13 protein-coding genes are annotated in these 13,428 nt (G+C 71.1%); 6 read left to right on the top strand and 7 right to left on the bottom strand.

Going from position 1 to position 13,428, the window contains the following annotated elements:
• Window positions 1-2: 2 nt before the first annotated feature.
• Window positions 3-1,163: an NAD-dependent formate dehydrogenase gene (locus LOZ83_RS38865; RefSeq protein ID WP_236796931.1), complete on the bottom strand. Its 1,161-nt coding sequence runs from the start codon at window positions 1,161-1,163 to the stop codon at window positions 3-5.
• A 100-nt stretch (window positions 1,164-1,263) separates the two neighbouring features.
• A complete protein-coding gene (locus tag LOZ83_RS38860) occupies window positions 1,264-2,190 on the bottom strand; it encodes a LysR family transcriptional regulator (RefSeq protein WP_236796977.1) in 927 nt (308 codons plus the stop codon).
• 30 nt (window positions 2,191-2,220) lie between these two features.
• Here LOZ83_RS38860 and LOZ83_RS38855 point away from each other — a divergent pair, with 30 nt between their 5' ends.
• Entirely contained in the window at window positions 2,221-3,003 is a 783-nt protein-coding gene (locus LOZ83_RS38855; protein ID WP_308190402.1) for a class I SAM-dependent methyltransferase, read from the top strand.
• Here LOZ83_RS38855 and LOZ83_RS38850 read toward each other — a convergent pair.
• From LOZ83_RS38850 to LOZ83_RS40670, 3 genes are read right to left on the bottom strand one after another with little or no spacing between them, the layout of a single operon-like run.
• Window positions 2,993-3,547: a cysteine hydrolase family protein gene (locus LOZ83_RS38850; protein WP_236796930.1), complete on the bottom strand. Its 555-nt coding sequence runs from the start codon at window positions 3,545-3,547 to the stop codon at window positions 2,993-2,995. The genes LOZ83_RS38855 and LOZ83_RS38850 overlap by 11 nt on opposite strands.
• A gap of 32 nt (window positions 3,548-3,579) precedes the next feature.
• On the bottom strand, window positions 3,580-4,131 hold the full coding sequence (locus tag LOZ83_RS38845) for a DUF4232 domain-containing protein (RefSeq protein WP_236796929.1): 552 nt from the start codon (window positions 4,129-4,131) through the stop codon (window positions 3,580-3,582).
• A 19-nt stretch (window positions 4,132-4,150) separates the two neighbouring features.
• Window positions 4,151-6,850 (bottom strand): AAA family ATPase, encoded by a 2,700-nt coding sequence (locus LOZ83_RS40670; RefSeq protein ID WP_236796928.1) that lies wholly within the window; start codon window positions 6,848-6,850, stop codon window positions 4,151-4,153.
• 127 nt (window positions 6,851-6,977) lie between these two features.
• Here LOZ83_RS40670 and LOZ83_RS38835 point away from each other — a divergent pair, with 127 nt between their 5' ends.
• The 4 genes from LOZ83_RS38835 (at window position 6,978) to LOZ83_RS38820 (ending at window position 9,241) form a co-directional block, all read left to right on the top strand.
• The gene (locus tag LOZ83_RS38835) at window positions 6,978-7,574 is read left to right on the top strand and encodes a hypothetical protein (RefSeq protein ID WP_236796927.1); all 597 of its coding nucleotides are present in this window, start codon (window positions 6,978-6,980) and stop codon (window positions 7,572-7,574) included.
• The gene (locus tag LOZ83_RS38830; protein ID WP_236796926.1) at window positions 7,571-8,056 is read left to right on the top strand and encodes a YceI family protein; all 486 of its coding nucleotides are present in this window, start codon (window positions 7,571-7,573) and stop codon (window positions 8,054-8,056) included. Before LOZ83_RS38835 ends, LOZ83_RS38830 begins: the two co-directional genes overlap by 4 nt.
• 57 nt (window positions 8,057-8,113) lie before the next feature.
• Window positions 8,114-8,794 (top strand): NADPH-dependent F420 reductase, encoded by a 681-nt coding sequence (locus LOZ83_RS38825; protein ID WP_236796925.1) that lies wholly within the window; start codon window positions 8,114-8,116, stop codon window positions 8,792-8,794.
• A gap of 141 nt (window positions 8,795-8,935) precedes the next feature.
• On the top strand, window positions 8,936-9,241 hold the full coding sequence (locus tag LOZ83_RS38820; protein WP_236796924.1) for a hypothetical protein: 306 nt from the start codon (window positions 8,936-8,938) through the stop codon (window positions 9,239-9,241).
• A gap of 44 nt (window positions 9,242-9,285) precedes the next feature.
• On the opposite strand, the gene LOZ83_RS38815 is transcribed toward LOZ83_RS38820, so the two are convergent.
• Both LOZ83_RS38815 and LOZ83_RS38810 read right to left on the bottom strand, forming a co-directional pair.
• The gene (locus LOZ83_RS38815; RefSeq protein ID WP_236796923.1) at window positions 9,286-10,845 is read right to left on the bottom strand and encodes a hypothetical protein; all 1,560 of its coding nucleotides are present in this window, start codon (window positions 10,843-10,845) and stop codon (window positions 9,286-9,288) included.
• The gene (locus LOZ83_RS38810) at window positions 10,787-12,841 is read right to left on the bottom strand and encodes a hypothetical protein (RefSeq protein ID WP_236796922.1); all 2,055 of its coding nucleotides are present in this window, start codon (window positions 12,839-12,841) and stop codon (window positions 10,787-10,789) included. Before LOZ83_RS38810 ends, LOZ83_RS38815 begins: the two co-directional genes overlap by 59 nt.
• 100 nt (window positions 12,842-12,941) lie before the next feature.
• On the opposite strand from LOZ83_RS38810, the gene LOZ83_RS38805 reads away from it, so the two are divergent.
• On the top strand, window positions 12,942-13,403 hold the full coding sequence (locus LOZ83_RS38805) for a MarR family winged helix-turn-helix transcriptional regulator (RefSeq protein ID WP_236796921.1): 462 nt from the start codon (window positions 12,942-12,944) through the stop codon (window positions 13,401-13,403).
• Window positions 13,404-13,428 lie beyond the last annotated feature (25 nt).

Genomic DNA, 13,428 nt, shown 5'->3' with positions numbered 1-13,428 from the left:
CGTCAGTGGCGCACCGAGTAGGAGTGCGCGCCGGCGCCGGCGAGCTTGCCGCCGTCGACGATGAGGTACTCCTCGCGGATCGGCGTGCCGCCCAGCCACGACTCGAGGATCTCGCGGGTGCCGGCGGCGTAGCGGGCCTGCGCCGACAGGGAGCTGCCCGAGATGTGCGGGGTCATGCCGTGATGCGGCATCGTCCGCCACGGGTGGTCGGCCGGCGCCGGCTGCGGGAACCACACGTCGCCCGCGTAGCCCGCCAGCTGCCCGCTCTCCAGCGCACGCACGACGGCGTCGCGGTCGGCGATCTTGGCGCGGGCGGTGTCGATCAGGTACGCGCCGCGTTTCATGGTGCCGATCAGCTGGTCGTCGAACATGCCCTCGGTCTCGGGGTGCAGCGGCGCGTTGATGGTGACCACGTCACACACCGGCACCATGTCCGCGGCGGACGGGTGGAAGGTCAGGTTCAGCTCCCGCTCGACGTCTTCGGGCAGCCGGTGCCGGTCGGTGTAGTGCAGGTGCACGTCGAACGGCGCGAGCCGGCGCAGCACCGCGGACCCGATCCGGCCGGCGGCGACAGTGCCGACGTGCATGCCCTCGACGTCGTAGGAGCGCTCGACACAGTCGGCGATGTTCCAGCCGCCGTCGAGCACCCACTGGTGTGACGGCAGGTAGTTGCGCACCAGCGACAGGATCATCATCACCACGTGCTCGGCGACGCTGATGCTGTTGCAGTAGGTCACTTCCGCGACCGTCACGCCGTGTTCGATGGCGGCGTCGAGGTCGACGTGGTCGGACCCGATCCCGGCGGTGATCGCGAGCTTCAGCCTCGGCGCCTTCGCGATGCGCTCGGCGGTCAGGTACGCGGGCCAGAACGGCTGGGAGATCACCACATCCGCGTCGGCCAGCTCGCGGTCGAACGTCGAGTCCGCGGCGTCCTTGTCGGACGTGACGACCAGGGTGTGCCCCTGCGCTTCGAGGAACCGGCGCAGCCCCAGCTCACCGGAGACGCTGCCGAGCAGCTGGCCGGGGGTGAAGTCGATCGCGGACGGGGTGGGCAGGGTCTGGCCGCCCGGATAGCTGTCCAGGTGCGGCAGGCCGTCCCGCGCGTAGGACTTCGGGTAGCCGTCGACCGGGTCGTCGTACAGCACACACAGCACCTTTGCCATGACCTTCTCCTTCGAGAGAACCGTTGGTGCTCTCGACCTTTCCGGGTGTGGGCGAGATGGGTCAAAGCGAAAGTGCCTATGCGGGGATAGCCGGCGGCTATCAGGCGTCCAGGTGCCGGCGCAGCACGCGGTCGAGCTCGCCGCGCAGGTCCAGGCCGCGCGCGAGGTCCAGCAGGGCGCGCACGAGGATCGGCTCGGGATCGTGGTCAGCGGTGACCAGCCCGATCCGCGGCGCGCGGTGCGGATCTTCCAGGCGCACCACCCGCATCCCCTCGGGGGTGCCGAACATGTGCAGCCACGCATGGGAGATCACGCTCGACCACTGGTGTGTCGCGACATGGGCGTAGAGCGCGGCGACGGTGTCCGTCTCGATCGCGGGGACCGGGGTGACACCGGCGGCCGCGAAGATCTCGTCGAGGAGACGGCGGTTGCGCATCCGCTGGGTCAGCAGGCAAAGTGGCAAGGCTGCGGCCTCGGTCCAGCGCACCTGCGCACGATCGGCGTACTTGCCGTCGTTCGGGGTCAGCAGCAGGTAGCGTTCCTCGTACAACGGGGTCACGCGCAGGTTTTCGATCTCGCCGTCGTCCACATAGGTCATCGCGATGTCCAGTTCGAACTCCGCCAGCCGTTCCCGGATTTCCCGTGAGGACAACGATTCCACCGAGATCCGGACATGGGGATGCCGTTCGCAGAACGGGGCGGTGAGCAGTGGCGTGGCGGTCAGCGCGGTCGGGATCGCGCCGATGCGCAGTACGCCGGTCAGGTTCGCGCGCATCGTGGACAGGTCGTGCCGCAGCGCGTCGCGTTCGGCGAGAATTCGGTGCGCCCACAGCAGAACCCGCTCGCCTTCTGGGGTGAGCCCGGCGAACCGGCGGCCGCGGTGCACGATCGGCACGCCCAGCTCGCGCTCGAGTTTCCGGATCGCGGCCGACAGCGATGGCTGCGAAACGTGGCAGGCTTCGGCGGCCCGGGCGAAATGCCGTTCCCTCGCGAGGGCGACGAGGTACTCCAACTGTCGCAACAGCACACCCGACGGTAACAGCTCGCGGCGCGAAAAATGGCGTGCGACCGCGCGATCACCGGCGATACCGTCGGCGACCATGGACGACGACGGCTATTTCGGGGAACGCGTCGCGCGACCTACGACGATTCGACGGCAGGTCTGAATACGGACGAGGTGCTCGCCCCGGCCGTCGACCTGCTGGCCCGGCTCGCCGGGGGCGGCCGCGCGCTGGAGTTGGGCATCGGCACGGGACGCGTCGCCCTACCGCTGGCCCGCCGCGGCGTGCCGGTGCACGGCATCGACCTGTCGCGCGCGATGGTCGCCCGGCTGCGCACAAAGCCTGGCGCCGAGACGATCAATGTGACGATCGGCGATTTCGCCACCACCCGGGTGGACGGCGCTTTTTCTTTGGTTTATTTGGTTTTCAATACGATCTCCAATCTGACCACCCAGGACGAACAGGTGGCGTGCTTCCAGAATGTCGCGGCGCACCTGGCGCCCGGCGGCTGCTTCCTGATCGAGGTCGGCGTGCCCGAGTTGCGCAAGCTCCCGCCGGGGCAGCACGTGCTGCCCTTCCACGTCAGCCCGACGAAGTTTTCCTTTGATATCTACGATTTTGCCATCCAGGCGATGAGCTCGAACTACGTCGAGGTCGTCAACGGGCGCGGCGAGTACACCTCCATTCCGTTCCGGTACGTATGGCCTGCCGAGCTCGACCTGATGGCGCGGATCGCCGGGCTGCGGTTGCGTGATCGGTGGGAGGACTGGACCAAAGAGCCCTTCACTGCCGAGAGCAGGCGGCACGTCTCGGTGTGGGAGAAGTCGGTCAGTTCGTGAAGTCTGCCTCTGCGGTGCTGACCGTGCGGGCTGTCCGGCCTGGTGCGGTGTGGTAGCGCCAGTACAGGTTCGTGTGCGCGATGACCTTGTCCGGCGGTGGTGCGCCGAACTCGGTGAGGTCGTCCGTGGTGTGTGCGTCGTCGACCAGCGTCACGTCGTAGCCGCGGACGATGGCGCCGTGCAGGGTTGAGCGGATGCATTCGTCGGTCTGCGCCCCCGACACCAATAGCCGCCCGACGCCACGCGAAGCCAGCACCGACTCGAGGTCGGTATCCTCGAACGAGTCCGGATATCTCTTGTGCACCAACGGTTCCGCGTCATCCGGTGACAGCTCCGGCACATACTGCCAGTCGTCGCTGCCACGCGGCATCGCGTCGTTGGAGTGCTGCACCCAGACGACGTTCGCACCCGCGGCGCGCGCCTTGTCCACGAGCGCGACGATGTTCGCGACGACGTTGTCCCGGTTGTGTGCCTTGCCCACCACGCCGTTCTGGACGTCGATGACGAGCAGTGCGGCGTTCGGCCTGTTGTCGAGTGTGGTCATGCCGGGAATGCTAAGCTGGACCACCGACAGTTTCAGTGCGGCAGTTCGAGCGCCCAAGCGGTGACGGTCAGCTCCCCGGTCGTGCCGAGATCGGTGTCCAGCGGCACGGTCTGCGCGGCGGCCCCGGGAATCGGCGTGATCTGCGCATAGGCGCCGGTCGCCGAATCGCCGTCGGTGACCGTGTTGGACCACGAGAGCACCGCGAGCGCGTGCCCGCCCGGTTCGACCGTGACCGTCTTCGCGCCGGGATCTATTGCCATATAAGAAGATCCGTGCTTCACCGTGACGTCCATCGGTGCGCGGCCGGTGTCGAGCAGCCGGACCACGGGGTAGCCGGTGACCCGCACGGGCTCGGTATCGCAGTTCGTCATGGTGACCACCGACGCGCGATGGCCCAGCGCCGCCTCCACCTGTCCCGCGCCGACGGTCAGGCACGGCCCGCCGGGGGCGGGGATCGGCGGCACAGGCGACGGCGACGGCACCGGCCCGGCCGTCAGCAACTGCGGGTCCAGCCCGTTGTCCGGCTGGGCCACCTGACCACACGCGGTCAGCAGCAGCACCGCCGCCAAGAGAAGAAAGCGCACCTCGGCACGGTAACGGCGGTCAGGCGTCCCGTTTGCCGCGGGCCCACTGCGCGACCTCGACCCGGTTGGCCAGGCCCAGTTTCGCCAGGATGCTGCGCACGTGGCTTTCCACCGTGCGTTCCGAGAGCACGAGCCGGTCCGCGATCTGCCGGTTGCTGAGGCTTTCGGCGAGCAGCCCGGCGATCTCCCGTTCCCGTGCCGTCAGCGGATCGGCCGTGCGAAGGCGTTCCAGCACACCGCTCGCTCGCCGCGCCGGACCGGGCATGCCGAGCCGCCGTGCCTCCTCCATTGCTTGGCGCGCCAGGGTTTCCGCGCGCGCGAAGTCGTCACACGCCATCAGGACTTCCGCGAGCGCGAGCCGGTTCAGCGCGACGTAGGGCCGGGCGCCGGTCCGGGAGTCGATCGCGATCGCCTCCTCGAACCACCGCACCGCGTCGTCGTACTGACCCAGTAACGCCGCCGCGCGGGCCCGCCAGCTCGGCAAGGTGTCCGAGCAGTAGACGCCGGTGCCGCCGGACACGAAATGCGGCCAGTCGCCGTAGTGCCGGGCGAGCAACCCGGTGGTCTCCCGGTCACCGAAGACCTCCGCCAGTGGCAGCAGGATCAAGGACACAGCAGGGTTCTGGTCCAGGAACCCCGCCTCCCCGGCGCGCGGGCGCACCGCCTCGTACCCGGCTGCCGCCTCGTCGCGTTTCCCGTGCAGCAGCATGGCGTGCGGATAGGCGACGGCGGCGACCGCGAGCGTGGGGGAGAGGGTGAGCAACTGGGGCATGTCCCCGGGGATGTCGCCGGGATCGCCGGTCACCCCGACGAGCTGCTGCCCGAACGCGGCCGACATCGCGGCGGCGCTGAAGTCGTCGGCCAGTTCGGCCGTCGCCAGCTCGCTCGCCTGGGCGTTGACCTCGCGGGCCTCGGCGAACGAGCCGCGGTAGGCGAGCACGGACGCGCGCAGCCGCAGTTCGTGCCAGCGCACGAGCGGCAGCCGGGTGGTCCGGGCGAGCTCGGCGATCGCGCCCAGCTCCTCGTCCACCACCGCCATGGTGCCGACCTCGAACGCCGCGTCGAGCCGCCATTTGTGCCCCCACAACGCCAGCAGCGGCTGGCCGGTGCCGAGGCCCAGCTCGATCGCCAGCGCCGCGAGCCGCAACCGTTCCGGCATCGGCAACTCGATCGGCCACCCCTTGAACCGCGCGCGGACGGCGTCGACGAGGGCTTCCGGATCGCCGCTCGCCTCGGCCAGTTCAAGTGCCTGTGCGGCTTTCTCGCGGGCTTCGTGGATCCGGCCCGCTTCGGCGGCGACGGACGCGGACTGCGCCAGCAACTTCGCCCGCACCGCCGGTTCGGCGTCGCCGGCCAGCGCGAGTGCGGTCGTCGTCAGCTCGGCCATGCCCGGCAGCAGGTCGGGCGCCGCGATGTCCTTGACCACCAGCGCGGCGGCCACCACGACCGCGGGATCGCCGAGCCCGGCGGCCTCGCGGGCGTGCTCGAAGCTCTGCCGGAACCGGCCCGAGCGATACTCGGCGGTCGCCAGCCGCACCAGCAGGCCGGGCACCCGGTCCGGCTCGCCCGCGCGGCGCCACGCGTCCACGGCGAAGGTCAGGAACCGGGCCGCTTCGGCGAAGGCGTACGTCCGGCTCGCCTCCTCGGCCGCCCGCGACGCCCACTCGGCCGCGCGGGAGAGGGCCGGGCGGCCGGTGGCGGCGCGCAGCCAGTGCCCGGCGACGACCCCGGCGAGTGCGGGGTCTCGCAACGCCCGGTCCTCCAGCACGGTGGCGGCGCGCGCGTGCAGCGACTCGCGGACGCTGGGCGCGAGATCGGCGTAGACCCCGTCGCGCACCACAGCGTGCGCGAACCGGCGCAACCCCGCGCCGACCGGGACGAGCACCCCGGCGCGGACCGCCTGATCGAGCCCGGCCGCGACCGTATCACCGTCCATTTCGGACACTTCCGCGAGCACCTCGCCGTCGACGTCCTCGCCGAGCACAGCGGCGATCGCCAGCAGTTCGCGGATCCGCCGGTCGAGCGTGGCCACGGTGGTGCGGACGAGATGTCCGAGCCCATCCCGCCCGTCGCCCGTCGCGGACCGCACGATCGCCCTGAGGTACAAGGGATTCCCGCCCGAACGCCGCAGCGCGTCCCGGACCTCGCCGTCGGTCACCGGCCCCTGGTGGGCGAGGAACTGGCGCACGTCCGGCGCGGTCAGCGGCGCCAGCGTGCGGCCGTGTGTGCCCGGTCGCCGCAGCAGATCGTCGAGTGCCGGCTCGGTGTCCCGGTAGGTCGCCAGCACCGCGAGCCGCGAGCGGCGCAGCTCCCCGGCCAGGTGCCGCAGCAGCCGCAGCGACGCGTCGTCGGCCCAGTGCAGATCCTCCAGCACCAGCACGAGCCCGTCCGCCGAAGCCGCGCCGACCAGGCTGTCCGCGGCGTCCGCGACGAACCGGAACCCGGCGGCGACCGGGTCGGCACCGGGTTCCGGTTCGGGCACCCCGTCCAGGATCCGGCGCCACGGCCACAGCGGCGGCGCGCCCGGATCGTCGACACAGCGTCCCCACCGGACCGGGGCCGCGGCCTTCGCGGTGGCCTCCTCGCACAGCCGGGTCTTGCCGATCCCGGCGGGGCCACCGATCAGCAGCAGGCCGCCGGTGCCCGCGTCCGCGTCCGCGAGCAGCCGGCCGACTTCGGTCAGCGCCGCCTCGCGGCCCACGAACGGTTCCGTGTTCACCGCAGCAGTATCACCCGCGGCGGGTCTTCAGTGGACGGCTTCAGTGCCGGTTTTGCGTACCGGCACTGATGTGCCGCGACCCGCGGCGGGCGGACAGTTACCGGCATCCGACAGGAAGGAAATCCCGATGTTCGCCACAGTTCACCAGTTCCGCCGCTCGCTGAACCGCGAAATCGCGGACTGGGGCCGGCAACTCGCCGCCCGGCCGGGCACCGGCTGCCTCGGCGTGTGCACACTCGCGCAGGTCGCGGGCACGACCGGTGCCGTCGTCGCCTTCTGGCCGAGCCGTGACCGCGCCGACGCCGCGTTGACGAGCCCGCCGGGCGACTGGACCTGGCTCGACGCCAAGGTCTGCCGCGTCGACTTCACCGGCTCGGCACCGGGACGACCGAGATACGCGCAGCTGACCTGGTTCGACGGGCCGCGCCGCGAGGATGTGGCCGAGGCCGAGCTGCGGGGCGGGCGGGAGCGGATCTGGCCCGCCGTCTCGAAGATCGACGGGATCGGCGACTGCTACGTGTTGCGCGGCGACGACCTCTCGGGTCTCGTGCTCGGCTTCGCCGACAGTGTCGAGACGATCGAAGCGGCGCAGCGCACGGTGATGAGCACTGAGCTGCTGCCCGGCGAGGACCCGGCGATGCTGCCCGGGCCCGACCGCATGGACCTGTGCCACGTGGTGTTCGCCGAGCTGCCCGTGCCGGCCGCGGCGGGTGATCCCCGATGACCGCCGGGGCCACCGTCGGCAGCTGGACCGTGCTCACCGGCCGCAGCACCGCCCGGTTCAGCGTGCGGAACTTCGGCGTCAACCGGGTCACCGGCACGATCCCGATCACCGGCGGCTCGGTCCGCCGGGACGGGGACGACATCACGGTGCGCGCCGAGCTGGACCTCGGTGCGCTCGACACCGGGAACGCCAAGCGCGACGAGGACCTGCGCAAACCCAACCTGCTCGACAGTGCGGCGCGGCCCGTGCTGCGCTTCGCGGCGGAGCGGATGCGGGCGGACTCGGACTGCTGGCTCATCGACGGCACGCTGGAACTGAGGGGTGTCAGCTGTCCCGTGGCGCTCCGGGCGGAACAGGATGGCGAGTCGCATGTGGTCGCGACCGCGACCCTCGACCGCGCCCCGCTGGGGATGCGGGTGCCGAGGTTCATGATCGGCCGCTACGTCGAGATCACCGTCGACGTCCGGTTCGCCCCGGCCTGACCGGCGGCGGCCGGGCCACGGGGAATACCGATCGACCGCGCCGATGTTGGGCCGACCATGACAACACTTGGCTTGATCGGCAGCGGGCACATCGGTTCCGCTGTGGCCCGGCTGGCCGTCGCGGCCGGGTACGACGTGGTCGTGAGCAACTCGCGAGGGCCGGAGACGCTGAAGGATCTCGTGGCGGAGCTGGGGCCGCGCGCCCGTGCCGCCACCGCTGCGGACGCGGCGGAGGCGGGCGATCTGGTGGTCGTCTCGGTCCCGCTGAAGGCCTACTGGGACCTCCCGGTCGAACCGCTCGCCGGGAAGGTCGTCATCGACACGGCCAACTACTACGCCGAGCGCGACGGGGAGATTGCGGAACTGGGGAACGGCACCACGACGAGTGTCGAGCTGTTGCAGCGGCGGCTGGGCACGGCCAAGGTCGTCAAGGGGTTCAACAACATCTACTTCGGGCACCTCGCGGAGCTGCCCCGCCCGGCGGGCTCGCCGGACCGCAGCGCGCTGCCGATCGCGGGCGATGACGCGGAGGCCAAGCAGATCGTGACCGCGTTCCTGGACGCGATCGGCTATGACGCCGTCGACGCCGGCACACTCGCCGACAGCTGGCGCTTCCAGCCGGGCACCCCGGCGTACGGACCGCCGTACGCGGGCGGCAAGACGGACTTCTGGGGGAGTCCGGGAGTGCCTGCCAGCGCCGAGACGCTACGGGGCGTGCTGGCGGAGGCGCGCCGGTAAGTCCTCAGTGGACGGTCTCGTCCCGCCCCGCCCCCAGACTCCCGACACAGAGCCCAGGATTCCGGACATCGGCGTCGACGAATGGCCGGAAGTCCGCCAGACTCGGCATTCCGGACTGAGGGGAAAGGGACGAAAATGGGGATGAAGAAGATCGCGGGGGTCGTGCTGGCCGGTGGGGCGCTCGTCGCCGGAGGTGTCGCGCTGGGCGCCGCACCGGCCGGCCAGCACGACAACACGGTCGTCGCCGGCCACATGTGGGACGACGCCGTTCCGGCGGGTGAGGACTGGAACGGCGTGGTACCGGCGGGCAACCCGTGGCACGACGCGATACCGGCGGGCCAGGAATGGAACGGAGTCGTACCAGCCGGGCATGACTGGGACGACGTCGTGCTCGCCGGCGAGGAGTGGAACAACGTGGCACCCGCCGGGAATCCCTGGCACGGCTGAGCCACGATCGGCCCGGCAGCGGCACCCCCGCTGCCGGGCCGAGTTCACGAGTACGTCCAGTGGCCCAGCCACGACTCGCGCCAGGCGACGGTCAGCTCCCGCACACCGTCCATATCGGACTGTCTGACCTGCGCCTGCCACGCTTCTTCCAGTGCGGCGCACAGCTTCGACGGCGGCGGCTCGGCCCCGCCGGAGGCGAACCGGCCGAGCGCCGGCTTCGGCACCGCGAGCTTCGCCTTGCCGCGGATCACCGATTGCTCGGTCGCCCGGCAGACCAGATACTCGACCGTTGTCACGTCGGCCAGTGACCGTGCCTCCGTGGGCAGCTGAGGCACGACCTTCGCCAGCGCCTGGTAGAGGTGGCCGAGCGGGCCGGCGAGGCCACGGTCGGTGCGGGCGACCTCCCAGGACACCCACACCGCGAGCGAGTCCGGCATGAGATGCGGCCGGTAGGACAGCGCCGGGCCGGCGAAGGTCTGGTAGTCGATCGCCGGATCGGGTGTCCCGGCGCCCCGCCCGCCCGCGTCCGGTTCCAGGCCGAGCCGCCGGAACAGCGCGCTCAGCAGCTTGCGCGGGCGTGCCGGCGCCGACTGCTCGTCGAGCAGCTTGCCGAGGATCCGGTTCAGCCGTTCGGCGCCGACGCCCGCGACCGCGAGCTGCAGGTGCACGAAAGCCAGGTCCGCGAGCGTCGTCCCGGTGCAGCCGACCACACCGACCTGCGGATAGCGTTGTAGGAACGACAGGATCGCGTGTGTGGAGCCGACCCGCGCCGGGCCTGCGAAGGTCACCGGCAGGACCGTGCCGATCCGCTGCTTCGACCGCAGATCCCCGTTGTACAGCGGCGAGAAGTTCCCGTCGGCATGGCACACCTCGAACCAGTTGCCGGCCCGGTGTCCCGGCCGGGTGTCCGCGGCCCAGAAGCTGAACCCGTGCTTCTCGCACACCTCCCGGATCCGGTCGCCCAGCGCGAACCGCCGCGCCACCGAGGTGTCCCGCAGCGCGATGGAGAACCGCACCGCGAGCGAGGAGCACTGGGCGGCGATCTCCTTGCGGGTGCGCAGATCGTGGTTGCGGGTCTTGACGATCGTCGGCAGCTGCGCGGGGCACTGCAGGGTCAGCAGCGGCGCGCCGGCCAGGCCCGCCGCGGCCTCCGAGATCTCCTTCAGCAGGTCGCGGATCGCGACGCCGTGCCACTCGCTGACCTCGCGGGCGGCCGGGTCGATCCCGATCAGGCCGGAGAAGGTCTGCGCCGACTCGTAGATGAACGTCGGGTTCGGCCAGGCCGCCTGCCGGAACACCCAGCCGTCGGCGATCTGCTGGGGCGGTTCGGCGTGCTGCGGCCCGTCGTCGAGCTCGACGGTCTCGGCGCCGTCCACCGGGGTGCGCGTCCCGATCACGACACCGGCCCCGTTCGTCGCCGACGACACCGTCTCCAGGAGGTTCGCGCCGGTGGTCAGCTCGTGCAGATACCCTTGGCGCGAGCGGACATGGTGCACCTCGAAGTCCACTTTGGTCACCGACCGCCGGGCGATCTCCAGGCCGGCCCTAGCCAGATCGGCGACGTTGCGGATCGACGCGCGCGGATCGCCGGGGATGAGCGCCATCGGCACCTCCAGTGGAGTCGAAGCGGACGTCGGGTTCGAGCTGGCCGCGCCGGCTCGGCGTGCCGACCCAGCGGGGCACCCCGATCCGGGCCAGCGGCACCGTGAACTCGTGCCAGGAATGCTGGGCGAGCAGGAAGAGCGCGGCCAGCACGGGCAGCGCGACCGCGATCGTGAGGGTGGCCTGCACGACCGGGGCGCTGCTGCGGGTGGCGATCGTGGCCGCGAACGCCGCGGTGGCCGCGATGCTCAGCTGTCCCAGGGCCCGCGGCAGGGTGCCGAGGTAGCCGACCACCGTCCGGCGCGGTGGGAGCGAGAGCCGGGTGTAGAGAAAACCGGGCACCAGCAACAACATCGTGATCACCGACTGGCCGTCTTCGATATGTGTCAAGGCTTCCCGCGCCCCGGGCCCGTACGGCCACGGGGTGCCCGCGAGCAGCCAGCCGAGTCCGAACGAGACCAGCGCGACGCCCAGCGTGTAGAGCATCACGTTGAACGGTCCCGATTTCGTGGAGTCCTTGAGCACCAGCCCGGCCCGCACGCGCACCTGCTCGCCGCTGGCGTCGTCGGCCGCCGCCCGGCGCCAGTACGCGCGCGCCTCGTTGTCGCTGACGGTGCCGACCAGCACCAGGTCCTGTCCCACCTGCCGGTCCACCAGCTCCGCCGCGGCCGCCCGCAGATTCGCGACGGTGAACCGCGGATGCCGCCGCAGCGAGTTGTCGAGCTCGTTCGAATAGGTGCGGACCGCGTCGCCGGTGATGGCGGCGGCCGCGAGCACATGACACGCGGGCAGGTTCTCGGCAGGCAGTGCGACCCCGGACTGCCCGGCCTCCCACTTCCGGCGCCGCAACAGATCCGCGAGCCTGCGCAGTACCGTTTGCGCCTGCAGCTCGAGGATCTTGTGCCGGGAGCCACCGGACTCCTCGATGGCCGCCGCCTCTTGGCGTTCGGCCAGCGACTCGAGGTCGGCGGCGAGACCGGCCACGAGCTGCCGGTCGGCGTCGGTGGACAGGTACATGCGGCCGATCTCCGCCTCCGGTGAGGTGCTCGCCACCAGGTGATACGACTTGAGGGTGGCGGGGATCGTGGTCTCGTAGGTGACGAAGTAGCCGCGGCGGCTGGCGAGCACACGCTGCCGCTGCTCGGCCCAGCGCGGCACGTTCGCGTTGACCTGTAACGGGGTTTCGTAGGTGAGCCGGTACTCGTCGACCGACTCGTCGAGCGCGACCACGAGCAGGTACTCGCGGACGGCGATGTCCAGCAGTTGCGTGTACTCGACGAGCAGGTGCGCGTAGTCGTCCAGCACGCGCAACGCCATGTCCCGGCACTGCTTCGCGTAGCCGGGCACGGTGCCCTCGGCGGATTCCAGGTGGAACTCGTCGTCGGGATGGGTCCGCTCGGACAGCAGCGTCACCAACGCCCGCTGCACCAGCCAGCGTGGCTCGTGCACGCGGTAGAGGAACGTGTTCAGCTCCTGTTTCGCCGACTGCGCGTGCTCGTCACCGGCCAGGATTCCGCGCAGCAGCCGGTAAAGCCCGGACGCGACGAGCCGGGACGCCTCGTGCTGGGTCAGGCGCGGCAGCTTGTGGCCGGCGCCGTCGTACACGTCGACCGGCGAGACGTCGCGGCGCGGCAGCCTGGCGAGCGGCACCCACAGCGCCCGCTGGTGCGTGCCGGTGCCGCCGTGCTCCTTGCCGATCAGCCCCGGCAGTTCGGCGGTTGCCTGGCGCTGGCCCTCGTCGAGCAGCTTGAGCCCGACGTCGATCTCGGTGATCCGGCGCGCGCTGCCGTGCTCGACGACGGTGAGCCGCTCGGTCAGCCTGCGGACGTGGTTGAGCCGCAGCGCGGTGTCGAGCAGCGCGAGGCCGACGGCCGCCCCCTGGTGGGAAAGCCGTGGCGGCGCCCCGGGAATCGGGATCGTCGCGATGGCGTGCCGGAGGCTTTCCATCCCGTCCACGTCAGGTAACGACGCGAGCAGTCGAGCGCCGGAGACGATCATCGCCGGATCGTGTCCGGATCGAGGCCGGGGTTGCGCCGAACGTGGTACCTGACCGCCGGTGACTATAGTTGTATGTGTCAACCAAATTCGGAGGTGAGTCATGGGGGTCAGCGACGACAAAGCCGTCGCGCTGATGCGCGAGCTGCGCACCGCCGGGCAGCTGCAGCACGCCTGGATCACCCAGTCGTCGCAGCGGGACGGCGGCGAGCTGCATCCCGCCGCGCTCATGCTGCTGGCGGAGCTCAGGCAGCACGGCGAGGTCCGGCCGTCGGAACTGGCCAAGCGCAAGATGGTCGATCTGTCGGTGATCAGCAGGCAGATCGCGCAGCTGGCCGCGGCCGGGCTGATCGAGCGGCGGCCGGCGCCGCAGGACGGGCGCGCGAGCCTGATCCGGGTCTCCGAAGCCGGCGCCGCCCATCTCGACCGGTGGCGTGACCAGCATCTCGCCTTCGTCGAATGGGCCCTGTCCGGCTGGACGGACGACGAGGTCGAGGCGCTGACAGCCCGGCTGAGCCAGATGAACCAGGGGATGCGCGGGGCGCTGGCGGCCGTGCCTCGTTAAGACAGTTGTCATACGATGACGGCGG

It is taken from the genome of Amycolatopsis sp. GM8, assembly GCF_021653975.1.
In the GTDB taxonomy this organism is placed as follows: Bacteria; Actinomycetota; Actinomycetes; order Mycobacteriales; family Pseudonocardiaceae; genus Amycolatopsis_E.
The sequence above is the reverse complement of the archived record's forward strand: the minus strand, read 5'-3'. Positions and strand labels throughout refer to the sequence as shown.